Source organism: Prolixibacter bellariivorans ATCC BAA-1284 (assembly GCF_000621705.1).
Classification (GTDB): Bacteria; Bacteroidota; Bacteroidia; order Bacteroidales; family Prolixibacteraceae; genus Prolixibacter; species Prolixibacter bellariivorans.
This window is the reverse complement of record NZ_JHXO01000006.1, coordinates 68,660-92,805: the sequence shown is the minus strand read 5'-3', so window position 1 is coordinate 92,805 and position 24,146 is coordinate 68,660. Positions and strand designations below refer to the sequence as shown.

At 44.1% G+C, this 24,146-nt stretch carries 19 protein-coding genes; 8 read left to right on the top strand and 11 right to left on the bottom strand.

The window, feature by feature from the left end; genetic code table 11:
• The first annotated feature begins 692 nt into the window (after positions 1-692).
• The 3 genes from T426_RS0105885 to T426_RS0105875 are packed head-to-tail and all read left to right on the top strand — an operon-like array spanning position 693 to position 6,558.
• Positions 693-3,938 (top strand): SusC/RagA family TonB-linked outer membrane protein, encoded by a 3,246-nt coding sequence (locus T426_RS0105885; protein ID WP_025863255.1) that lies wholly within the window; start codon positions 693-695, stop codon positions 3,936-3,938.
• 14 nt (positions 3,939-3,952) lie between these two features.
• Positions 3,953-5,419 carry a SusD/RagB family nutrient-binding outer membrane lipoprotein gene (locus tag T426_RS0105880; RefSeq protein WP_025863254.1) on the top strand — a complete coding sequence of 489 codons (1,467 nt, stop codon included), beginning with the start codon at positions 3,953-3,955 and terminating at the stop codon, positions 5,417-5,419.
• Between the two features lie 20 nt (positions 5,420-5,439).
• Complete coding sequence (locus T426_RS0105875) at positions 5,440-6,558, top strand: hypothetical protein (RefSeq protein ID WP_027585406.1); 1,119 nt, start codon at positions 5,440-5,442, stop codon at positions 6,556-6,558.
• A gap of 324 nt (positions 6,559-6,882) precedes the next feature.
• On the opposite strand, the gene T426_RS0105870 is transcribed toward T426_RS0105875, so the two are convergent.
• From T426_RS0105870 to rpmH, 7 genes are all read right to left on the bottom strand, one after another.
• Complete coding sequence (locus T426_RS0105870; RefSeq protein WP_025863252.1) at positions 6,883-8,142, bottom strand: hypothetical protein; 1,260 nt, start codon at positions 8,140-8,142, stop codon at positions 6,883-6,885.
• Between the two features lie 24 nt (positions 8,143-8,166).
• The gene (gene dnaB / locus T426_RS22875) at positions 8,167-9,729 is read right to left on the bottom strand and encodes a replicative DNA helicase (RefSeq protein ID WP_025863251.1); all 1,563 of its coding nucleotides are present in this window, start codon (positions 9,727-9,729) and stop codon (positions 8,167-8,169) included.
• A 205-nt stretch (positions 9,730-9,934) separates the two neighbouring features.
• A complete protein-coding gene (locus T426_RS0105860) occupies positions 9,935-10,927 on the bottom strand; it encodes a D-alanine--D-alanine ligase (RefSeq protein ID WP_025863250.1) in 993 nt (330 codons plus the stop codon).
• Positions 10,928-10,938: 11 nt separating this feature from the next.
• Positions 10,939-11,994, bottom strand: a complete 1,056-nt coding sequence (locus tag T426_RS0105855) for an RluA family pseudouridine synthase (protein WP_025863249.1) — start codon at positions 11,992-11,994, stop codon at positions 10,939-10,941.
• 14 nt (positions 11,995-12,008) lie between these two features.
• Positions 12,009-12,806, bottom strand: coding sequence for a PASTA domain-containing protein (locus tag T426_RS22870; RefSeq protein ID WP_051568945.1), 798 nt, complete (start codon positions 12,804-12,806; stop codon positions 12,009-12,011).
• 175 nt (positions 12,807-12,981) lie between these two features.
• Entirely contained in the window at positions 12,982-14,112 is a 1,131-nt protein-coding gene (gene mqnE / locus T426_RS0105845) for an aminofutalosine synthase MqnE (RefSeq protein ID WP_025863247.1), read from the bottom strand.
• 170 nt (positions 14,113-14,282) lie between these two features.
• Positions 14,283-14,441, bottom strand: a complete 159-nt coding sequence (gene rpmH / locus T426_RS25485) for a 50S ribosomal protein L34 (RefSeq protein WP_081782350.1) — start codon at positions 14,439-14,441, stop codon at positions 14,283-14,285.
• 348 nt (positions 14,442-14,789) lie between these two features.
• On the opposite strand from rpmH, the gene T426_RS0105840 reads away from it, so the two are divergent.
• On the top strand, positions 14,790-15,959 hold the full coding sequence (locus T426_RS0105840) for a hypothetical protein (protein ID WP_027585404.1): 1,170 nt from the start codon (positions 14,790-14,792) through the stop codon (positions 15,957-15,959).
• Between the two features lie 9 nt (positions 15,960-15,968).
• On the opposite strand, the gene rsmG is transcribed toward T426_RS0105840, so the two are convergent.
• Genes rsmG through T426_RS0105825 form a run of 3 tightly spaced genes read right to left on the bottom strand, consistent with a single transcriptional unit; the run spans position 15,969 to position 18,339 of the window.
• The gene (rsmG, locus tag T426_RS0105835) at positions 15,969-16,589 is read right to left on the bottom strand and encodes a 16S rRNA (guanine(527)-N(7))-methyltransferase RsmG (RefSeq protein WP_025863245.1); all 621 of its coding nucleotides are present in this window, start codon (positions 16,587-16,589) and stop codon (positions 15,969-15,971) included.
• An 8-nt stretch (positions 16,590-16,597) separates the two neighbouring features.
• A complete protein-coding gene (locus tag T426_RS0105830; protein WP_234406403.1) occupies positions 16,598-17,260 on the bottom strand; it encodes an RNA polymerase sigma factor in 663 nt (220 codons plus the stop codon).
• Positions 17,209-18,339 carry a glycosyltransferase gene (locus T426_RS0105825; protein ID WP_027585403.1) on the bottom strand — a complete coding sequence of 377 codons (1,131 nt, stop codon included), beginning with the start codon at positions 18,337-18,339 and terminating at the stop codon, positions 17,209-17,211. The genes T426_RS0105830 and T426_RS0105825 overlap by 52 nt, the downstream gene beginning before the upstream one ends.
• 149 nt (positions 18,340-18,488) lie before the next feature.
• Between T426_RS0105825 and tgt the strand changes: the two genes are divergently transcribed.
• From tgt to T426_RS0105805, 4 genes are all read left to right on the top strand, one after another.
• A complete protein-coding gene (tgt, locus tag T426_RS0105820; RefSeq protein WP_025863241.1) occupies positions 18,489-19,619 on the top strand; it encodes a tRNA guanosine(34) transglycosylase Tgt in 1,131 nt (376 codons plus the stop codon).
• 35 nt (positions 19,620-19,654) lie between these two features.
• Positions 19,655-20,752 (top strand): LptF/LptG family permease, encoded by a 1,098-nt coding sequence (locus T426_RS0105815; protein WP_244957734.1) that lies wholly within the window; start codon positions 19,655-19,657, stop codon positions 20,750-20,752.
• A 177-nt stretch (positions 20,753-20,929) separates the two neighbouring features.
• Complete coding sequence (locus T426_RS0105810) at positions 20,930-22,474, top strand: acyl-CoA carboxylase subunit beta (RefSeq protein ID WP_025863240.1); 1,545 nt, start codon at positions 20,930-20,932, stop codon at positions 22,472-22,474.
• Between the two features lie 33 nt (positions 22,475-22,507).
• The gene (locus tag T426_RS0105805; protein WP_025863239.1) at positions 22,508-22,828 is read left to right on the top strand and encodes a biotin/lipoyl-containing protein; all 321 of its coding nucleotides are present in this window, start codon (positions 22,508-22,510) and stop codon (positions 22,826-22,828) included.
• 496 nt (positions 22,829-23,324) lie between these two features.
• On the opposite strand, the gene ispE is transcribed toward T426_RS0105805, so the two are convergent.
• Complete coding sequence (gene ispE / locus T426_RS0105795) at positions 23,325-24,143, bottom strand: 4-(cytidine 5'-diphospho)-2-C-methyl-D-erythritol kinase (RefSeq protein ID WP_025863237.1); 819 nt, start codon at positions 24,141-24,143, stop codon at positions 23,325-23,327.
• Positions 24,144-24,146 lie beyond the last annotated feature (3 nt).

Here is a 24,146-nt window from a genome sequence, read left to right as displayed (position 1 = left end):
CGAACCGAATTCTTCATTTAATCCATAAATTTTCAAGCCAAAGACACACCTTTCATACATCACCCGACAAAAATCGAACAAAAACCCATACTACCCCATCATAATGTCATCAACGCATCAATTTTATATATTTTTCATCAAATGCACCCCACTAAAAATGGGGTCATATGTTAACTGTCAATTACCATTGCGAATGGCCGTTATTTATATTCTGTCTAAATTAATATAGTCGTTTATGTTTTAAAATGATTTTGTAAAACATGAAAAATCCTCACTTTCTGACATTTTCAAACTGAAAAGCCCGAAAAATGACTTCAATCATAGTTGAAAATTAGTCTCAATACCCCACTCGTGAATCTCTCACAAACATCTAAGAAGTTGCATATAAATTTCATTTGAATATATTTGCATCCGATAACACTTTTTAACCATTACATTAATATTAGTTATGAATTAATACCAATCAGTGTTATTAAATAACCGACTTGGCGGAGTCGGCCAGAACAAAAAATCAAAGTTGAGTTGATGCCCGGTCGTTGAACCGGATGAAGGGGGAGTCATGGTTCTGAAGCCATGTTAGGCCAGATTAGCAAATCTGGCGTGTGTGTTTTTTTTATCCGAATGCTTGTAATTTCTATAACCACCTGAAAATTGGGAATTAATGCTTACTGTTAAACGTTAAAACTATTTTTATGAAAAAATTTTCGCTGTTACTTGCTCTCCTTGGGTTTCTTGGATTGCAGGTCGCTTTTGCACAAACCAGGGAAATTTCAGGTCTTGTGACTTCCAGCGAAGACGGAAGTACAATACCTGGAGCATCTGTAGTTGTTAAGGGTACCACGTTGGGTACAATTACCGATATGGATGGTAAATTCACATTAAAGGTACCGGAAAATGCCGCTGCCTTAACTGTTACTTTTGTGGGAATGAAAGCTCAGGATGTTCCCCTTACCTCTCAAAGTACTTATACCATTAAATTGGAATCGGAAAATATTGCTGTTGATGAGGTTGTTGTTACAGCACTTGGCGTCTCGCGTGAGAAAAAATCGCTGGGATATGCTGTACAGCAGGTTAGCGGTGATGATTTGAATAAAGTGAAGACCGACAACTTTGCGAACCTTCTTTCGGGTCGTGCGGCCGGTGTACAAATTAAAGCCAATGGTAACATGGGTGGTTCTACCAACGTAGTTATTCGTGGTAATGCTTCCTTGACTGGTAGCAACCAGGCCCTGTTCGTAGTAGACGGTATTCCGATTAACAACTCCACAACCAACAACACGGGACAGACACGTGGTCGTAGTGGATACGACTACGGTAACGCAGCATCGGATATCAACCCCGATGATATTGCATCGATTAGTGTCCTGAAAGGTGCTGCTGCAACTGCCCTTTATGGTTCTCGCGCCGCCAACGGTGTTATCATGATTACCACTAAATCGGGTAAGAAAAACAAGAAAGGTGTAGGTGTATCGGTTAGCTCTAACATTACTGTTGGTACAATTGACAAGAGCACTTTCCCTAAGTATCAGCACAATTACGGTGGTGGTTATGGTCCTTACTATAGCGACGGCAACTACCCAGGCTTATTCGAAGAAGATATTAACGGTGACGGGACTCCGGACTTAGTTGTTCCAACGACGGAAGATGCCTCAATGGGTGAAAAATTTGACCCTAGTTTAATGGTTTATCAATACGATGCTTTCGTTCCACAGTCTCCAAACTACGGAAAAGCTACTCCATGGATTGCCGCAAAAAATGGTCCGGATACTTTCTTTAACACGGCACTCACCAAATCAAACAGTGTTGATATTAGCGGCGGTGGAGACAAATCAACCTTCCGCTTAGGATACACGAATTTCGATCAGACAGGCATTATGCCGAACAGCGAATTGAAGAAAAATAACTTCAACTTCAATGCAACGTACAATATCCTCGATAACCTGAAAATTACCACCATGGCCAACTACATCAACACGCAGGGCAAAGGTCGTAACTCTACCGGTTATAGTGATAACATCCTTTCTTCTTTCCGCCAGTGGTTCGAAGTGAACGTTGACATAAAAGAACAGGAGAGACTATTTAAAGAAACAGGTCAGAATATTACCTGGAACCGTCACTCTCCTAGCAGCGGCACCCCCGAATATTGGGATAACCCTTATTGGGTAAGATTTAAGAACTACGAAACGGACAAACGTAACCGTTTGATTGGTTACACCAAATTAGACTGGACCGCCACCGACTGGATGACCCTTTCTGGACGCGTTTCTGTAGATACGTATGATGAACTGCAGGAAGAAAGAAAAGCCGCAGGTTCCGTAGCCGGGGAATTTGGTGTAAACCGCCCAGATGTGACTTCAGGATATTCGAGACTGAACCGCTCGTTCATGGAAACGAATATTGACCTGATGGCCAACTTCAATAAAGACCTCACGGACAAATTGAACCTGACTGGTTTAATTGGTATGAACATCCGTAAAACAAAAATCGACCAGACTTATGCTTCGACCAACGGTGGTTTGAGTGTACCGGATGTATATGCATTGAGTAACAGTGCTTCTCCGATGCTGCCACCGGATGAACTGTACAGTATCGTTGCGGTGAATGGCTTTTTTGCACAAGCTTCGTTAGGCTATAACAACTTGCTGTTTCTCGACGCCGCCATCCGTCGTGACCAGTCTTCTACATTGCCTCTTAATAACAACACTTACTACTATCCTTCTATTTCAGGTAGTTTCCTTTTCTCAAACCTTGTACAGAACGATTGGTTATCATTGGGAAAACTTCGACTGAATTATGCGGAAGTAGGTAATAGTGCTCCATGGGCTAGTGTAAAAGACACCTATGTACAGAACTCTCCGTTCAATGGTAATCCGATGGTTACTGTTCCCAACACCAAAAACAACGAGAACCTAAAAAATGAGACAACCAAAAGTCTTGAAGCAGGTTTGGAGATGAACTTCTGGAATAACCGTCTTGGATTTGACGTTGCATACTACGATAACCGATCGGTTGACCAGATTATGCCGGTTGCTATTTCTCTTGCTACCGGCTATTCAAGAAAATATGTAAACGCCGGTGAAGTACAAAACAAAGGTGTTGAACTTCAGCTTAATGCGTCTCCAGTTGTTACCAACAAATTCCGTTGGGATATCAATGTGAACTGGTCGAAGAACGACAACAAAGTAGTTTCTTTGGCAGCAGGTGTTGAGAACTTGCAGATTGCCGCGTTGCAAGGTGGTGTTACCATTAACGCCCGTGTTGGTGAACCTTACGGAACTATTCAGGGTACTGATTTCGTCTATCAAGATGGCCAGCGGGTAATTAACTCAAAGGGATACTACGAGAAAACTGGCACATCTGACAAAATCATCGGGAATGTGAATCCCGACTGGACAGGTGGTGTTAGCAACACCTTTACATACAGCAATTTTGCACTAAGCTTCCTGGTTGATATGCAACAAGGTGGTGACATATTCTCTCTCGACCAATGGTACGGTATGGCTACCGGTTTATATGCTGAAACCGATTTCACTAACGACTTGGGAAACCCCGTACGTAATTCAATTTCCCAAGGAGGAGGTTACATTTTGCCGGGTGTTAAAGAAGATGGTACTCCAAACGACGTTCGTATTGCTGGAAATAACTATCACGCATTCGGATACACTGATAGCCCTAACGCCAGATTTGTATATGACGCTTCGTACATAAAACTGCGTTCAGCTTCATTGACCTACAACGTTCCGAAAACTTTACTCAACAACACCTTCATCGCAGGTGCTTCTTTGAGTGTTGTAGGTTCGAACCTTTGGATCATCCATAAGAACCTTCCGCATGCTGATCCGGAAGCCAGCCAGGGGGCCGGAAATATTCAGGGATGGCAGAGTGGTGTAATGCCAACCACCCGGAATATTGGTTTTAGTGTAAAAGTTCAATTCTAAACATCGACGCAACTATGAAAAACAGATATTGGTTATTATTGGTAGTGATTGCACTTCTCGCGTCATGTACCAATAAATTTGAAGAATATAACACCGACACGAAGAATCCGTCGGAAGTACCGGGAGAACCACTATTCTCCAATGCGGAGAAAACCCTCTCCGATCAGATTTCCAGTACGAATGTCAACAACAACGTATGGAAGCTATTCGCGCAGTATTGGACTGAAACAACATATACTGACGAGGCGAACTACGATATCGTTAACCGTACCATTGCAGACTGGACTTTCTATTATTATTATACTGGTGCTGTAACGAACGATGGTGTATTGAGTGACCTCAAGCGTTCCAAAGAGTTAATCACCGCACAAACTCCTGCAACTGATGCAGATAAAGTTGTTCAACAAAACAAGCTTTACATCATTGATCTGTTGCAGGCATATTCTTATCAGCGTTTGGTTGATATTTTCGGTGACGTACCTTATTCTGAAGCCCTCAATATCGACAACATCCATCCAAAGTATGATGATGCCAAGACTATTTATCAGAATCTCATCGACCGTGTTGATGCTGACATCGCAGGTCTTGACGATTCAGAAGGAAGCTTTGGTTCTGCTGACTTGTACTACAACGGAGATGTTGCTTCCTGGATAAAATTTGCTTACACACTGAAGGTTAAACTGGGTATTACCTTAGCTGACGCTGATCCTACGTTGGCTCAGTCGACAGTTGAAAGTGCATATGAAAACGCATTTACGTCATCTGATGACGACTGTCTGATGCCTTATCTGACCAACACTCCGAATACCAACACCCTCTATGAGGACCTCGTATTGAGTGGACGTCATGACTTCGTGCCGGCTAATACCATTGTTAATATCATGAATGGATTGAATGACCCCCGTCGTTCTTCATATTTTACAAAGCTAGACGGCTCATACGTTGGCGGACCTTATGGAGAAAATGACCCTTATGATAACTATTCGCACGTTGGTGAGCGACTTAATGACCCGACATTTCCCGGAATACTATTAACATATTCCGAACTTCAGTTCTATCTTGCAGAAGCAGCTGCACGTGGATGGAACGTTGGTGAATCGGCAGAAGCATACTACAACGAGGGAATTAAGTCTTCCATCTTGTGGTGGGGAGGTACAGATGCTGAAGCCAATGCTTATTTGGCAAATCCATCGGTTAATTATACCTCAGCTGTAGCCAATACGGGAAACTGGAAAGAAGTAATCGGTACGCAATCCTGGTTAGCATCCTATACCAGAGGTTTGGTCGGATATACAACTTGGCGTCGTTTAGATTACCCAATATTTGAACTGGCTCCGACCATCGACAGCTACGACCAAATACCGGTACGATTCACCTATCCGGTTAACGAACAAACACTGAATGCTGACAACTACAAAGCAGCTGCTTCAGCTATTGGTGGTGACCAATTGACGACCAAAATCTTCTGGGATAAATACTAACAATATTAATCTTGAATCAAATGAAAAAATATATAATCTTATCTGTGGGAATAGCTTTTTCTCTTTTTATGACGGCGTGTCAGAAAGATGAAGCTAACAAAGTAGATTTTTATAATCTCGGCACAGAATTCCTTATTTCAAGCGATGGCTTAACAAGCCTTGACAACTCTGCGACCGTTACTATCGACAATCAGCAGAAAAATCTCTCTTCTCTGAGTGTTACTCTATTGAACAATTCGGATGAAGATGGTAATGTTCTTTCTGACTCTCAAAAGGATCTTGGAACAATTGATTTGACCGACGGTAGTGGCTCAATGACGCTAACGAATGCTGATTTGGGTATATCTAAAATCGACTATTCTGCCAGTCTACAGTTCGTTGGTTCATACGATGGAAAAACCATCACACGTTATAAAACGATTACTGTTGCCGATCCGATTTCGATTGAGGCTCCCGATATTACTCACCGTACCGACACTGTTTTTCATGTGCTTTTCAGTGTTGAACCGGTAACAGAAACAGTTGACGGGGTTACAGTAGAAACAAAAGTTGGGTCTGCTGGTACTTATGCTGCTCTGACCGGACCTTTTAACACAACCGATTCAATCGAGGTAAAAGGTACCGACTATAATGTTGGTGACACGATTTTCGTGAAGGTAACTGGCACAGCCGGGACAAAATCAGCTACTTCTGTTGCTAAAGTTCCGATTGCTCCTTACAGTTTCAGCAACGTTGAGACATTCACACTGGACACTACCAGCAACCAGGCATACGACTTGATGAAAACCAGGTATGTAAATACGACTGCAGCTGGTGATAGTGCTGATGTACAATTTACTGCTGCTTACCCTGTTGTAGGTGGTGGCCCTGTTCACGTTGGTTTCAATGCCCTCAACAATGCTCAACTGGTTAAAGGCTCCGCTGATGACTACACTAACGCTGATATGGCAGCCATCGAAGCGACTGATTTCTCAGGATCAACCACATCTGCTCCCGATGTAGCTGCCGGTGATGTATATATCTTCCGTACAAAACGCGGGACCGGAGACTACATGTACGGCGTATTGAAAGTTACGGCTGTAAACAAACCGCAAGGTATTTTAGAAGATTCATCAATTGAAATTGAGTACAAATACTAAAATACGCTAGAAAATACAGGAGCCCGTTTTAATACTACCTATACTCATAGATTAAATTAGAGATACAACAATCACACACACTCTCTCTCCGGGCTCCTGTTCTTACATTAAAATACAATTCCCCGCAAGGGGGATTTTAATCTAAACCCAGGCCTTCAATTGACAGGTTGAATAGCAAACGATTTTACTATTCCAGCTATTCCCAATTTATTCCCTGGTTTAGGTTGAGCAGGAAGTCCCCGGATTTCCTGCTCTTTTTTTATAACGTCATGCTGTTTGTAAGGCAATTATCATTCCGGGAAGGGAATGGAGAATGAATAGGAACTATGTTTTATGTTTCTTTTTACGTGCGGCAGGAAATAAAACATTATTTAAGATTAGCCGATAGCCGGGCGAGTTGGGATGAAGACTCAAATCAGTAGGGGGATCGCCAACTAAATGCCGGTAATCTTCCGGATCGTGACCACCATAAAACGAGAAAAAGCCTTTCCCAAAATCACCATGAATATAACGGGCCTCGTGAGCCGATTTATTCTCCCCCATAATCAGTACGTTCGCTTTCAGCTTATCTTCGTCAAACGCCGTCGTCTGCCCCATAAAACCTTTAATAATCCGAACATGATCCTGCGTAAGCATGGTAGGAACCGGATCCCATTTGGCAGAAAAATCAAATAAGGTAAAATAATCCTCTTCCGGTTTCACTTTTCGCGTTTCCGTCACATCAATGTCCGAGAATTCATAAGCGTAAGGATCCTTGACAATGTGAAAATTCTGAAAAGCCAGTGTATTGGCAAAATCCAGCTTGCTATCCATATCCGGGTCTTCCGGGTCTCCATCATACATCGGTCCGCAAATATCAGTATGATCGGCCGCTAAGGCTATATCATACGTATCGGTTGCGGCGCACATGGCAAACAGGAACCCCCCGTTTTTGACGAAATTTTTAATAATCTCAGCCACCTTAAGCTTTAGCTGTGAGACTTTTTGAAATCCGTTTTTTTGCGCTAATTGGCGGTTTATCCGAACTTCTTCCTGGTACCAGGGCATGTGTTGGTAATTCCGGAAGAATTTTCCGAATTGCCCGGTAAAATCTTCGTGGTGCAAATGGAGCCAGTCGTAATTCTTCAACTTCCCGTCGAGTATCCCCTGATCGTAAATAACATCATACGGAATTTCGGCATACGTTAGCACCAGGGTGACAGCATCATCCCAGGGTTGCTTGTTCGGTGGAGAGTAAACGGCTATTTTCGGCGCCTTTTGCATGGCCACAGCATCCATATTTACATCTTCGCGGGCAATATACTGCAGAATGGATGATGCCTTTGCATCCGGAATCGTCTCAACACTTACGCCGCGAATAAGGCACTCATCATGAACATTCTCATCGGATTGCAGTAAAAAACTACCTCCCCGGTAATTCAACAACCACTTAACTTCTATATCCTTTTGAAGTGCCCAGTAAACAATGCCATAGGCTTTGAGGTGATTCTTTTGCTGATCATCCATCGGGATTAACAAAAAAGCAGCCTGAACTTTCGCCGCAAAAATAATCAGCAAAAAAAGCAAAGAGGAAATTCGTTTCATAATACCTGTTTTGAGAGGCCTTTCTCAGAAAGGTGTGTCATCATCCAATCCGCCTCCGGCTGAGGGGAATCCGCGAGTGCCTAAACTGTGCTCAAATGACGACTCCGTGTCCTCATTCATCTTTGAACTGAAACGGGCGCCAACCTGGCCATTTCCTAAATCTTCGGGCATGGTTCCCAGACTTTCTTCATCCGGATCGCTAAAGCGCGCTAAATGGCTCTTAAATGCCAAATGAACGTCTCCTACGGCACCGTTACGATGCTTGGCAATGATGATTTCGGCCATACCGATGAGCGAATTTCCGCTTTCATCTTCCGTAATGCCATAGTATTCCGGACGGTGAATAAACATAACCATGTCCGCATCCTGCTCAATCGCTCCGGATTCACGAAGGTCAGAAAGCTGCGGACGTTTTCCGTCGCGCGATTCAACCGAACGGTTCAGCTGCGACAATGCGATAATCGGCACATCCACCTCTTTGGCGATAGCTTTCAGGTTACGCGAAATCGTACTCACCTCCTGTTCACGACTTCCTCTCCCATCCGAACCGGCCGTCATCAACTGCAAATAATCGACAATGATAATGCCGATGTTGTGTTGCATTTTTAAACGCCGGGCTTTGGCGCGGAATTCGAAAATGGAAAGTGCCGGTGTATCGTCAATGAAAAGAGAGGCTTCTTCTAAATTCTTAATCTTGCGGTTCAATTGCTCCCATTCCCAGTTTTCCAAACGGCCGGTTTTCAATTTTTCCGAACCAAGTTCCGTTTCAGCTGCAATCAAACGGTTAACCAACTGAATGGAGGACATCTCCAGCGAAAATACAGCTACCGGAACATGATGATCGACGGCCATATTACGGGCCATCGATAAAACAAAGGCCGTTTTTCCCATTGCAGGACGGGCAGCAATAATCATCAAGTCCGTTTTTTGCCAGCCAGAAGTCATCCTATCGAGACGCGTAAAGCCGGAAGGAACACCACTCATTCCTTCTTCCTTCTTCGAGTTCTCCTCAATCTGCTCGATGGCTTCCCGCAAAATAGGTTTAATAGGCTGCGATTCTTTCGTGATACTGCCTTCGGTCACTTTAAACAGAGCCCCTTCAGCATAATCAATCAAATCCTCCAGCTCCATCGTATCGTCGTAGGATTTGGTCTGGATCTCTGTAGAAATACGAATAAGTTCGCGCTGAATATGCTTTTGCGCTATGATGCGTGCGTGGAATTCGATATGCGCTGCTGAAGCGACTTTACTGGTCAACTGGGTAATATACAAAGGCCCGCCAACTTCTTCCAACTCTTCCCGGTTCTTCAACTCTTGCGTCACCATCAGCAAGTCGACCGGTTTTTCGTTGGCACTTAATTCCTGAATGGCCTTAAAAATCTTCTGATGCTCCTCCTTGTAGAAACTATCGGGTTTCAGAATATCCGCCACAGCGATGTAGGCATCCCGCTCGAGCATCAGTGCCCCCAGCACAGCCTCTTCAACCTCTAATGCCTGAGGTGGAATTTTTCCGTACTGCGCATTGATTTGATCCAGTGTAAACTTACCTCTGTTTTTATTGCGGTTATTATAATTTTCGCCAGCCATTTAACTTAAAAATTAATGCATTGTCGGGTCTGCAAAGATCCAAAAATAACGATTCCGGCCATGCCATGTAGTTTATTTTATCCACCATGCAGACCGCAACACTGCTCAATCAGCACGTTACTAATTTACCGACAGGAAATCACCAACAGATTGAACATCCTGTACACATACTTATCAACAGGATATAAACAATACCGGTTGATAACTACGCTTTAGCCTTGCCAATTCCCTCTTCAATGATTTCTGTTAATAACTCTTTCAAGTCGAGCCCCATCGCCTCTACTTGTTGCGGAATAAAGCTTGTTCCGGTCATACCGGGAATGGTATTCACCTCAAGGAAATAGAACCGACCATCGTGCCGGATGAAATCGATACGAACAATACCGTTGCAATCACACAAGTCATAAATCCGTGACGATAGAGCCTGAATTTCCAACATCGCCTCTTCGGATATACGTGCAGGCGTAATCTCTTCGGCCATGCCCGCCACATATTTCGATTCGTAATTGAAGAATTCGTTCTTAGGAATCACCTCCGTTGCCGGAAAAACCAGTTTTTTGCCGCCAATTTTCACCAAGCCGCAGGTGAACTCGGTTCCCGAAATAAATTCATCTACCAGTACTTCATCGTCCTCTTCGAATGCCTTATCGATGGCAGGTTTTAGCTCGCCGGCAGCTTTCACTTTCGTGATACCAAAGCTCGAACCTCCGGCATTGGGCTTCACAAACAGTGGCAATCCCAATTCTGCCAAAATCCCATCAATGTCATATTCATCTCCTTTCACCAGGTGGAACGAACGAGCCATTTCAATTCCCAGCGGCCGCAGAAAATTATTGCAGTAAAATTTGTTAAATGTCAACGCAGAGGACTCCGTATTGCTCGATGAATAAGGAATTCCGATTAAATCAAAATAACCTTGCAGTATCCCATTTTCGCCGGGTGAGCCGTGAATGATGATATAGGCGTATTCGAAACGAATACGCTTCCCGTCGACCGTAAAAGAGAAATCCGATTTATCGACATCCGCAATTTTATTCTCTCCATCGATCACTTCCCATACGCCATTCCTCATTTTCACCATCCACGGCGTAAAATGCTCCCGATCGATTGAGCTTATCACATTCGCGCCGCTATTCATCGATACCACATATTCCGACGAATCGCCGCCAACCACCACTGCAATGTTTCTAGTTGTCATTCAGGATCAAATTAAAACTGGTTTCTGTTTGAAATATAGGTACGCCATTTTTCAATTACCTCGGTCATGTCTTCCGGTAATTCCGAGTCGAAAATCATCTCTTCGCCTGTGCGGGGATGCACAAATCCAAGTAATTTGGCATGTAACGCTTGCCGCGGAAGAATTTTAAAGCAGTTCTCCACAAACTGCTTGTATTTAGTAAAGGTCGTTCCTTTCAGAATTTTATCGCCGCCATAGTTATCATCGTTGAACAACGGATGTCCAATGTGACGCATATGCACCCGAATTTGATGCGTTCGCCCGGTTTCCAGGACACATTCCACCATGTTGACATATCCAAGCTTTTCAATCACTTTATAGTGCGTCACTGCCGGTTTTCCGTAATCTCCTTCTGGGAAAACCGTGAAAACCTGTCTGTTTTTCAAACTCCGCCCAATGTTACCTTCAATGGTTCCTTCGTCCTCCTTCAAGTTTCCCCAAACGATGGCGTTGTATTTTCGTTTGGTCGTCTTGTTGAAAAATTGAGCTGCCAGATGATTCTTGGCCATGTCTGTTTTGGCTACCACTAACAGTCCTGTTGTGTTTTTATCGATGCGGTGTACCAGCCCCGGACGCGGATCATCACCGCCATAAAGCGGTAAATCCTTGTAACGGTACGCGAGCGCGTTTACCAGTGTCCCGGAATAATTACCGTGCCCGGGATGAACCACTAATCCAGCTGGTTTATTAATCACCAGCAAATCATCGTCTTCGTAAACAATGTTCAGCGGAATATCTTCAGGAATAATCTTGAGCTCCCGCCGCGGATAATCCATGACAATGGAAATCTCGTCATCGGGCTTCACCTTGTAGTTGGCCTTTACCGAAACATTGTTGACCAAAATACTTCCGGCTTCGGCGGCCGACTGAATGCGGCTGCGCGACGCGGTGTCAATCCGGTTTACAAGAAACTTGTCAATGCGCAAAGGTTTTTGACCGGGATCAACCGTAAGCCGGTAATGCTCGAACATTCCGCTTTCATCATCCAATTCCTCCTGATCATCGACCGGCAAATTCTTATCTGTCATCAAAAAGCTCCTTATTAATTATCGTTTCCGGAAAGGCTGTCAACCGGCAACTTCAGCCATAAATCGACTGAATGACCAATTTCCACACCTTCGTGACGGTTAAATTGCGGCGACTGCTGCCAAATAACAGCATTGGTTGAATCCTCTTCGGTTTTAACCTCTTTGCTGTAAATAACAGCGCCTACTGTCAGCGACACATCCTGAAGAATTTTTCTTCCCGCATCATAAGTATAACCAGTCAAATCGGGCACTATCGTCCGCTGGTTCTCCATCGTTTTACCTACCACCAAATCAATTGATGTTCCCCGAGGTACCAAAATTCCGGGATCGATGCTGGTTCCGTGCAATTTCTGTGCAAGCACCAAACTGTTATATTCCGACGGACTATATGTCACGGCTCCCAGTTTCAGACCTTTCGAGTCCAATAAAACTCTTGCCTGACGCAATGAAACATCTGTCAGTTTCGGCAGCTGAACCATTTCCGGTTTAACCGCAGCAACCGTCACATAAATGGTTCGCCCAGCCTTGATGTAGTGCCCCGTTCGCGGCATTTGTTCAATAATAGAACCGGGTGTATAATCGGTATTATAAACGGAATCACGAATAACCACATCAATCTGTTTGTCGCTGGCTATTTTTTTCCAGTCGGTCTGCTCTAGTCCCGTAAGATTCGGCGTCGGGAAGGCTTCGCCATGATGCGTGTATTTCGATAGTGCATACATGGTTAACCACAACAGAATAAGCGTCAGCACAACGGCCAGAATTACATTCAGCCAAAAAACCTTGCTTTTCAGAAATTTTCGGAATGACATATCTTCTTATCTAGGGTGAATATGACCTTGCAACAAAATTAATCCTAAACTCCAAAAGTAAAAATTAATCATATCGATTGCCCATAAAAAAACCGAAGGAGTAAATCTTCACCAAGGGATGAAAAATTTCACTCTTCCGGTTTTGTATTTTGTAACTGAATATTCTTCAGCTCAATTAATCAAATCGGCGAACAATGTTATAGAGCGTATCCCGTTCAACCGGCACTTTACCAGCTGTCTTAATCATCTTAACCAGCTCATCAGTCGATGCGGATGGATTTTGCTCTTCGGCACCTGCCATCGAGTAAATCTTCGTTGAATCATCAATCGTTCCATCCAGATCGTCTACACCAAAGGCCAGCGACAACTGCGCTACCGACTTACCAATCATCGGCCAGTATGCTTTCAGGTGTGGAATATTGTCGAGGAAAATCCGCGCTACTGCATAGTTTTTAAGATCCTCCATTGTTGTCGATTCAGCAATATGCGAAAATGCATTGTTCGAATGACGGAATTTCAGCGGGATGAAGGTATTGAAACCATTGGTCTGGTCCTGCAAATCGCGCAAACGGTTCATGTGATCGATACGGTGTTCGTAGGTTTCAATCAATCCGTAAAGCATGGTCGCGTTACTTGGAATTCCCAGACGGTGCGCAGTTTCGTGAATTTTCAACCAGCCGGCGGTATCGGTCTTATCAGGACAAATACGGGCACGCGTCTTTTCATCGAAAATTTCGGCACCACCACCAGGCATCGAATCCAATCCAGCCTTTTTCAGTGTTTGTAATCCCTCTTCCAGCGACAGCCCCGACTTCTTTATCATGGCATCAACCTCAACGGCCGTAAATCCTTTGATATGAATATCCGGCAACACCGACTTAACCGTTTTCACCAAATCGGCATAATAGAAAAGGTCACGATCGGGATGAACCGCTCCAACGATGTGTACTTCCGTCAGATCTTTACCAACATAACTTTCAGCCTTGCGGCGAATATCGTTCAAGCTGTGCTCCCAGCTTCCTTCTTCACCGGCATCGCGCCGATAGGAACAAAATGAGCAGTGGCTTTCACAAATATTCGTAGGTTCAATATGAAAGTTGCGGTTGAAATAAACATACTCGTCATTGATACGCTGACGCACGGCATTCGACAACATCGACAAAAAGGGAATTTCCCCTTCACGATAAAGTGTTACTCCCTCGTCGAAGGAAATTCGCTCTCCTTTGAGTGCTTTTTCAGCTATATCCAGTAATCTGCTGTCCGTTCCTGTGGCTTTCAGCAGAGAGAAAATATCACTGTTTTGCATATTCCCAGTTTTTCTGAATTATACTTCCGGACTTCCCGGAATCAGCGACTAAAGTACAAAAAAATACCTTGGAGTCCGATAAAAAAGAAGGCTACATCGGCCATAAACAACAAAAGGTAAAGAGTATTAACTCCTTACCTTCCGTATATCGTACTCGAAAATAATGTTCATTATCTCTTGTGACGCGGCTCGTCTGAAACAGAAAGTTTTTTACGACCTTTCGCGCGACGAGCTTTAAGAACTTTGCGACCGTTTACAGTCGACATTCTTTCACGGAAACCATGTTTGTTTTTCCTTTTCCTGTTATGCGGCTGAAATGTTCTTTTCATCTCTGCAAAATATTTTTACTGTTTAATATCCTTTTGTACTTCCTTGCCAATTCGGACTGCAAAATTAACCCTTTTTTTCTTTGTGCCAAACGAATTCAGTTTTTTATCGCTTTTTCTCAGGCATTAACTCCTGACTCGCAGACTGCGCAAAGATATCAATCTAGAAAACGAATTTCAAGTCCGATATGTTTCATTTGCTACCTGCAAAATATTTTATCTTTGCATCCGTTAAAATATGGCATACCATATGTTATATAGAAGCGATTTTTACACAAAAAACTGACAATTTGTTTTTGATACTCCCTTTTGCAACGGGACTTCCTGGAAACGATGAGAAAAAAACATCCAATGAAAAAATTGCATTATTTACTATTCTTCGTCTTGCTGGTAACCTCTTGTGCATCGCCGAAGAAATATCTGGTCAATCAGAATTACGATGCAGCCATTCAAAAAGCTGTCCGTAAATTGCTCAAATCTCCCCGAAAAGGTGAGCTAATGGTTACCATTGACCGTGCCTATAAGCTGGCCAATCAGCAGGATCTGGAACGGGTTAAATTTTTGGAGCAGGAAGGTAGCCCACGAAATTACGATGAGGCAGTTAATATTTACCGCCGGTTGAAAAATCGTCAGGCACTGGTTAATACCGTTACTCCTTTCCGTTACAACGGAAAAGTCTACGATTACCAGCTTGTGGATTATGATCAGAAGCTCATCCAATCGAAACGGAAAGCTGCCGATTACCTTTACGCTCATGGTAACAAGCTAATGCAAAACGGTGACAAAGAGTCCATCCGGAAAGCCTATGAAGAATTCACGAAAGTGAAACAGTATACAGGCGATTACACCGACATTGATCAAAGAATTGCTGAAGCACGCAGCCGCGGAATAAGCCGTGTCCTAGTGCAAGCCATCAACCATTCCCACCTGAAATTCTCACCCGAATTCATGGATAATTTGCTAACCATTGACAACAAAGGTTTAAACAGCCCTTGGGTGGAGTACGATTTCCGGGATATGGACAGACGACTGCAGTATGACTATTATATTAATATAAATCTGGATCACATTCTGATTTCTCCCGATAAATCGGATGAGAAGGATTATACCGAGCAGAAGAAAGTGGAAGATGGCTGGAACTACGCACTCGACAGCCGTGGCAACGTGATGAAGGATTCACTCGGTAATGACATCAAGATTAAAAAGTACAAAGAATTGAAATGTACCGTTATCGAAACACACCAGCACAAAAGTTGCCAGGTGGATGGTGTCGTTGAATATCTGCAGAATAACCCGTCAAAATTACTGCGCAAAGTCCCCATCGGTGCTAATCTCGATTTTGACCATTCCTGGGCCCGTGCAATTGGAGACCTGGGAGCACTCAGCGAAGAATCGAAAAAGAAGTGCCAGGTAAAAGCCGTGCCATTCCCATCAGATTTGGACATGGTTTATGAGGGGACAGACAAGCTGAAACTGGCAATCACCAATGTATTAAGAAACAACCGGAGTTATATTTATTAACCAGAGAAATTACAGCGAAAGACAAACCACTTTTTTGGTTTCGAAGAAAGGTTCGCTGAAAAAATCAGCAATCGGATAAATTTCCACGTCCCGGCGGAATGGTTTAATTTCATCGGCAAAGTCACCGCCCTTGAGATAAATGATTCCGTTGGGACGTGCGTTTTTTTGCTCTTTGGCAACGTTTTTCCGAACCATCGCCACAAACTTTGGGAACGCAGTCACAGCACGGCTAACAACAAAATCGAAAGGCTCCCTCACCTGTTGCACCCGCGTATGAACACCTTTTACATTCGTCAATCCCAACGCACCAGCCACTTCATTTACCACTTTTATTTTCTTCCCAATGGAATCAACCAACAGAAATTCCGTTTCCGGGAATAGAATAGCTAATGGAATTCCGGGGAAACCACCACCTGTTCCCACATCCATGATACGCGTTCCCGGTACAAACCGAATCACTTTCGCAATGGCCAGCGAATGCAGTACATGATGAACGAACAGTTCATCAATATCTTTTCGCGAAATCACATTGATCTTTTCATTCCATTCGCGGTAAAGCGGTTCAAGACGGGCAAAACGGTCGTATTGCTCTTGTGTGAGATCGGGAAAATATTGTTGAATCATATCCATTACCATACTCATTTGCCCTTTTTGTCGGAACCCATTTCTGTTTTACTTAACAGATTAAACAGCATTTCGCGGGCACGAAACAGCTGCACTTTTACAGTTCCAAGGGGCAAATTTAACTCTTTTGCTATTTCATCGTACGAATACTCCTTGAAATATCGAAGTTCAACCAGCATGCGGTAGCGGGGTTTCAACCGGCTCACCATCCGGCGAAGAATGTTGGCCCGCTGCTGGCGAATATATTTTTCTTCGGGCGAAAGCGTTTCTGATTTGAAATTGGGATTGTATTCCGAATCTTTGCGGTCGGTATCCGGATTATCTAACGGAACCGTATTGGCCCTTCGCTTGCGCAGAAAATCAATACCGTTATTCGAGGCAATCCGGAATAACCAGGTACTAAAAGCAAATTTGGGTGAATATTGATGAAGGTTGGTAAAAGCCTTTCCGAAAGCTTCAATGGTTAAATCCTCGGCATCGGCCCGGTTATTAACCATCTTTAGCAACATGAAATAAATAGCATCTTTATAGCGGTTCATCAGCCGCGCAAAAGCATGCTCGTCCCCTTCCCTTGCCAGCCTTACCAGCTCAAGGTCCCTTCGCGCATTATCAGATAAATTGGGGTTTATTTCCATTTCTTCCTCTCCGCCGCGATGCGCTGTCTCCAGCTCATCCAACCATTAATCAGCGGCAGGCAGGTTCTATACAAAAAGCTTCGTAAAACTAATCCTTTATCACCCAAATGTTTCGAGGCGGCTATCATTAACAGGAATTCCACAAAAAAACGGAATGCCCAAATGCCCAGAACCCAAAACCGATAAGGTGATATAACCAAAAGAATCAGCAAGGTAACATCTGTCAGAATCCTGCTTACCGTATCAAGCGATAAATATAAACGCTGGGATACAGAAAATTTCCTTCTTAATAACAAATGTTTCTTTTTTAAGTTCATCCAGTCATAGTACATCAACGGACCGGAAATCCCCACAGAAGTGGCCGAATCAAAGGCAACAGCGGAATTGCTTTTCCGCGATAACTTATTGACGAACATTTCGTTTTCACCGAAAGGTGTATCCAGTTGGGCAGCAAAACCACGCTTCTCCAGAAAATATTTCCGGCGATAAGCCAGGTTAATGTTCGAAATAGGCATTGGTAATCCGAAAAACCAGGCCGGACCGTATCGAAGTGCCAGGGTGAAATTTTCAATACGTGTCCACCATCTTCCGTAACCGGAAGTACGCGAGTAATTAACGTATCCGAACACAATGTCTTTTCCGGGTTCCAGATAAGCTGAATAGGCATCGAGCCAACCCGAGCCGGGAACGACCACCTGCGGATCGAGGAAGATCAACCAATCGTTGGTGGCAGCCCGAATACCAACTGTTAATGCTAGGGCATTGGCAAAATCCGTTTCCTGTTTAACGATGGTCGTTTTCAACTGAGGATACTTGTGCTTCATTACCCTCAATACACTATCGGTATGATCGGTTGAGCAATCATCCACTACGACGACTTCATAATCCGGGTAATTTTGCTCCAGCAACAACGGAAGACTCTCCCGCAATTCTTCAGCATAATTCCGGGCAGTAATAATTATCGAAACGGAAGGTTTCCCGGTTGAAGAAGCCCCTGGTTTCTTTCGGAAAATAAGTGAGGTGAGCGAAATCAGATAAACCAACTGAATAAGCATTCCTACTGCCAAAACAGCCATTCCGATAAGTTCGATCAAACTAAATGTAAGATTATCTGTCAGCATTATTCTATTGGATTTCTGAGTCACTCAAAAATATATAATGACGGAGTATAATACCTATATATCGTTAATTTTTTTTCACATATCTCAATCATAAGCTCTCCGGGGATATTACACCATAATAATTATCTTTGTGCGTCAAAATTTTAGTAATGAAATTCGAACTACAATATACACTGCAGGGCACCAAGGCTCGTGCAGGAAAGCTTCAGACTGCTCATGGTGAAATTGAAACACCGATTTTTATGCCTGTCGGAACGGTGGGCTCGGTAAAAGGTGTTCATTTTCGTGATTTGAAAGAGGATGTAAAGGCCCAGATTATTCTGGGAAACACGTACCATTTATACCTTCGTCCGGGGATGGACACCATTGAGCAGGCCGGAGGTTTGCATAAATTCAACGGCTGGGATGGTCCCATTTTGACTGATAGTGGGGGCTTCCAGGTTTTCTCTCTGGGCGATATCAGAAAATTGTCAGAAGAAGGTGCCAAATTTCAATCGCATATCGATGGTTCACGGCATATGTTTACTCCCGAAAATGTCATTGATATTCAGCGAACCATTGGAGCCGATATTATTATGGCTTTTGATGAATGCCCTCCCGGAGATTCGGATTTTGAGTATGCAGAAAAATCACTGGGCCTTACTCAGCGTTGGTTAGAACGTTGCGTAAAGCGTTTTGATGAAACGGAACCCAAATATGGCTACAAGCAAACTCTTTTCCCCATTGTACAAGGCGGAGTTTATCCGGAACTGAGGAGAAGAGCTGCAGAGCATGTCATTTCTTTCGAACGTGATGGTTATGCCATTGGCGGACTTTCGGTAGGAGAAAAAGAGGAAGATATGTATTCGACCATCGAGGTGGTGAACGAAATTCTTCCGGAAGATAAACCCCGTTACCTGATGGGCGTAGGAACCCCTATCAACATTTTGGAAGCCATCGACCGAGGTGTGGATATGTTTGACTGTGTGATGCCCACCCGAAATGGCCGCAACGGAATGCTGTTTACCAGCGAAGGCATTATCAATATCAAGAATAAAAAGTGGGAGAATAATTTTTCTCCGGTTGACCCGAATGGCACCTCGTTTGTTGATCATCATTATACCCGGGCCTATTTGCGCCATTTGTTCCAGGCGAAAGAAATGCTGGGAGCGCAAATCGGAAGTCTCCACAATCTGGCCTTTTATTTATGGCTGGTTGGTGAAGCCCGGGAGCAGATCAAGGCAGGCACTTTCAAACAATGGAAGAATGTTATGATTGAAAAACTGGGACGTCGTCTATAGTTTCAATAAATTCGTCGAAAATTACGCTTAGTCGCATGCAGCTGTCAAAACCATACCTGAAAAAGATTGACATATACATCATCAAAAAGTTTCTGGGAACCTTTTTCCTGGCTATTGCCCTGATTATTGGTATCTCGATTGTTTTTGACATTTCCGAGCACATCGACGAATTTATCAGTCGCCATGCTCCGCTACACGCCATTATTTTTGATTTTTACCTGAACTTCATCCCCTATTTCGCCAACCTGTTCAGTAGTCTTTTCACCTTTATCGCGGTAATTTATTTTACCTCGAAGATGGCCTACAACTCCGAAATCATTGCCATCCTTGCTAGTGGTGTGACATACAAACGACTAATGCGCCCCTACATGATCGGTGCCGGAATTATTGCGGCGATGTCGTGGGTGCTGGGAAATTTTGTCATTCCGCCAGCCAATACAGTTCGTATCGACTTTACCAACACGTATCTGAAAGGTGAGTATAACAATAATGACCGGAACATTCACCGCCAACTGGAACCCGGCCTGTATATCTACATGCGCAACTACAACAACAAAAACGATGTTGGCTATAAATTCTCTATCGAGAAATTCAAAGATCACAAGCTTGTCTCCAAGCTGATTTCGGACTACGTAAAATGGGACCGCGACAAAAAGAAGTGGGTCATTCATAATTACTATATACGCGATTTAAGTGGTCCGGATGAAAAAATTACGTCGGGTGCAGTAATTGATACCACCCTTCGGATGAAGCCGGAAGATTTTGGCCGCCAGAAGAACCTCGAAGAAACCATGAACTACTGGGAACTGAACCACTACATCGAGGATTTGAAATTGCGCGGCGTAGACAATGTGGTACAGTACGAGATCGAAAAACACAAACGAACTTCAGGTCCGTTTTCGACATTTATTCTTTCGATTATCGGTGTAGCACTGGCTTCGCGTAAAATCAGGGGAGGAATGGGCCTTCACCTGGGCATTGGGCTGTTACTCAGCTTTTCTTACATCATGTTCCTGCAGGTATCGACAGTTTTTGCCACCAAGGGAGGGATGGATCCCTTACTGGCCGTTTGGATACCCAACTTCCTGTATGCCATTATAGCTATCTTTTTATACCGGTGGGCTTCCAAATAATCGAACAATAAACACTGTTATTCAATTTTTTGATATCTAAATAGATAGAGATGTCATTTAATGTCGGGTCGTGCTCTTTCCCGGCATTTTTTTTATAATTTTGGCTCCTGAAGTAGACGAACTTTATAGGTGATCGGCCTGATTTTCCAGGAAGATCTTGAATTTAAATCGTAACCTATGTCATTAAAAAGAAACATCCTGGACCTCCGTAAACGTAAGCAGGAGGTACAGCTGGGGGGTGGTGAAAAAGCCATCGAAAAACAAGTGGCCATGGGTAAAAAGACGGCCCGTGAGAGAATCATGTCTATCCTCGACGAAGATTCTTTCCACGAGTACGATCTTTTTGTAGAGCACACAGCTCGTGATTTTGACATGGACAAGAAAGTGCTGCACGGCGACGGCGTAATTATCGGTACGGGTACCATTTATAACCAGCCCGTTTGTATTTACGCACAAGACTTCACCGTAGCCGGTGGTTCGCTCGGATTAATGCATGCCCGCAAAATCACCAAAATCATGGACCACGCCCTGAAAATGCGCGTTCCGCTTATCGGTATTAACGATTCCGGTGGTGCCCGCATCCAGGAAGGTGTTAATTCACTAGCTGGTTATGGTGAAATTTTCTACCGGAACACCAAAGCTTCCGGTGTTATTCCGCAGATTTCAGTAATCCTCGGCCCCTGTGCCGGTGGAGCCGTTTATTCTCCCGCTTTAACCGATTTCGTTTTCGTGGTGGAAAATATCTCCAAGATGTTTATCACCGGACCAAGTGTTATTAAAACCGTACTTGGCGAAGAAATTAGTATGGAGGAACTGGGTGGTGCACGTGTTCACAGCGAAATCACCGGAAATGCCCATTTCTATGCCGAAAGCGAGGATGAATGTTTTGACCAGATCAAAAGTCTTATCTCATTTATTCCCTGGAATAATACCCAAAAAGCACGCAAGTTTCCACCACAGGAACCAACTTCTTCTCTCAACATTGAAGAGATTGTTCCTTCAGATCCGCGTCGTCCATACGACATCCGCGACATTATTCGCGCGGTGACAGATAGCAGCGAGTTCTTCGAAATTATGGAGCACTTTGCCCGGAACATCGTTATCGGCTTTGGACGCCTTAAGGGTGACACTGTCGGTTTTGTGGCAAACCAGCCTAAATATCTGGCCGGTGTGCTCGATTGCGATAGCTCGGATAAAGCGGCTCGTTTCATTCGCTATTGCGATGCGTTCAACATCCCGATTGTGACCCTCGAGGATATGCCGGGTTACCTGCCGGGTGTTGACCAGGAACACGCCGGTGTGATTCGCCACGGAGCCAAATTGCTGTATGCTTATAGCGAAGCAACCGTACCGAAAATCACCGTTATTCTGCGCAAAGCATACGGTGGAGGATATATTGCCATGAACTCGCGCCACCTGGGTGCTGACTTTGTGTTTGCATGGCCTACCGCCGAAATTGCGGTGATGGGACCCGAAGGTGCTGCCAACATTGTCTTCCGTAAGGAAATTGCTGAAGCAGAGAATCCGGATGAAGTTCGGAAACAGAAAATTGAGGAATACAAGGAGAAATTTGCCAACCCGTATGTAGCCGCTGCGAAAGGATACATTGACGAGGTAATTGAACCGGCTGAAACCCGCTCCCTGTTGATTCACTCACTGACGCTGTCGGACAACAAAGTGGATGCCCGCCCGGCGAAAAAACATGGTATTCCTCCGTTCTAAATCAGGACTTTCTGTTAACCAAATCCTTTCAAAATGGAAGAAAGTACACCAAAATATCAAACCTTTGTTGTGAACAGTGCCAAATACAAAACACTGTATACAAAGAAGTTTGAAATGCGAACAAAATGGGAACGTCCCGATATGAACGAGATTCGTTCGTATATTCCGGGTACCGTTCTGAAACTGATGGTCAAAACAGGCCAGAAAGTAAAAGAAGGTGAATGCCTGCTGATTCTTGAAGCCATGAAAATGGAAAACAAGATAGAAATGCCCTTCGACGGAAAAATCAAAGAGATTCATGTCGAAGAAGGTGTCAGGATTCCGAAGGACGTCATCATGATAACCATCGAATAAACAACAAAAGCTGCCTCAATACGGGGCAGCTTTTTTAATCTTTTCCCCTTCCGGGAAGAAATCCCACTATCGACATTATACCTGCATTCCGTTCCACATCACTCCTATTTTCCTGCCCCCCGTAAAACCTGGTGCAGAGAATAGGCGATTTCAAGAAAACTACTCCGAGACTCACGCAAACTACCCGGGACTTTAAGAAATAAACACGCCAATTAAAGAAAACTACCCGGCGGTGAAAGAAATGAACTCCCTGCAGAGCGAAAACTACTCCGTCCCCGAAGAAATGAACGTGACGAGCGAAGAAAACTACTCCGAGACTGACGCAATGACCGCTGCAACTGTCGCAATGTCAGTCGAGAGGCGCGCAGACTACTCCGCCTTTCATGTAATGAACCTAACAAGACAAGCATTTGACCTTCTCTTAAAAGCACGGAAAGAACACCCTCCCGTTGCGAAGGGTTAAAATTCATTTGAAAGACACTTCGTAAGGTAAAAACTAGAACACTTCGTACCAGATAAAACTGCCTTCCGGGAAATCGCTGTCGCGCCACAGCGGTTCGTTGCGGAAAAGACCAAAAACCGACGAGCCACTTCCCGACATGGAGGCATAAACTGCTCCCCGCTCCCTTAACTTCTCTTTGAGGGTTTTAATTTCAGGAAACCGTTGAAAAATTCCTTCCTCAAAATCGTTGACGACATTCCCTTGCCAGTTGTTTACCGAAAACCGAATGGCTTCCGTTAAGCCAACATTTGGCTCCCCTGGCCGAACACCGGCATACGCTTCTTTAGTACCCACCTCAATCGGCGGCTTTACCAGTAACAGATGCCAACCCGACAAACTTAGCGGAAGCGGTTCAAGCTTCTCACCGATTCCTGATGCAAATGAGGGTGTATTTTTGATGAAAAAGGCGCAATCGGCACCAAGCCTCGCAGCGTATGATAAAAGCTTTTGTTCGGGAATATTCAGACTGAAAAAATCATTCAGTCCCATCAGCATAAAAGCGGCATCGGACGAACCACCGCCCAAACCGGCTCCAAATGGAATAACCTTATGCAAATGAATGTCTATTCCGGGCAACCTGTAGTCAGCAGCCAGCATTCGGTATGCTTTTACCACCAGGTTATCTTCCGCTTTCCCGGCTATTTCAATTCCACTGTTGCTGAAGTGCACTTCCCCGGTATGGTTTTCAATGAATTCCAGACCGTCCTGTAACTTCAGCGGATAGAAAACGGTTTCCAATTCGTGGTAACCGTCATCCCGCTTTCGCAGAATATTCAGGCCGATGTTAATTTTGGCGTTGGGAAATACAATCATAGG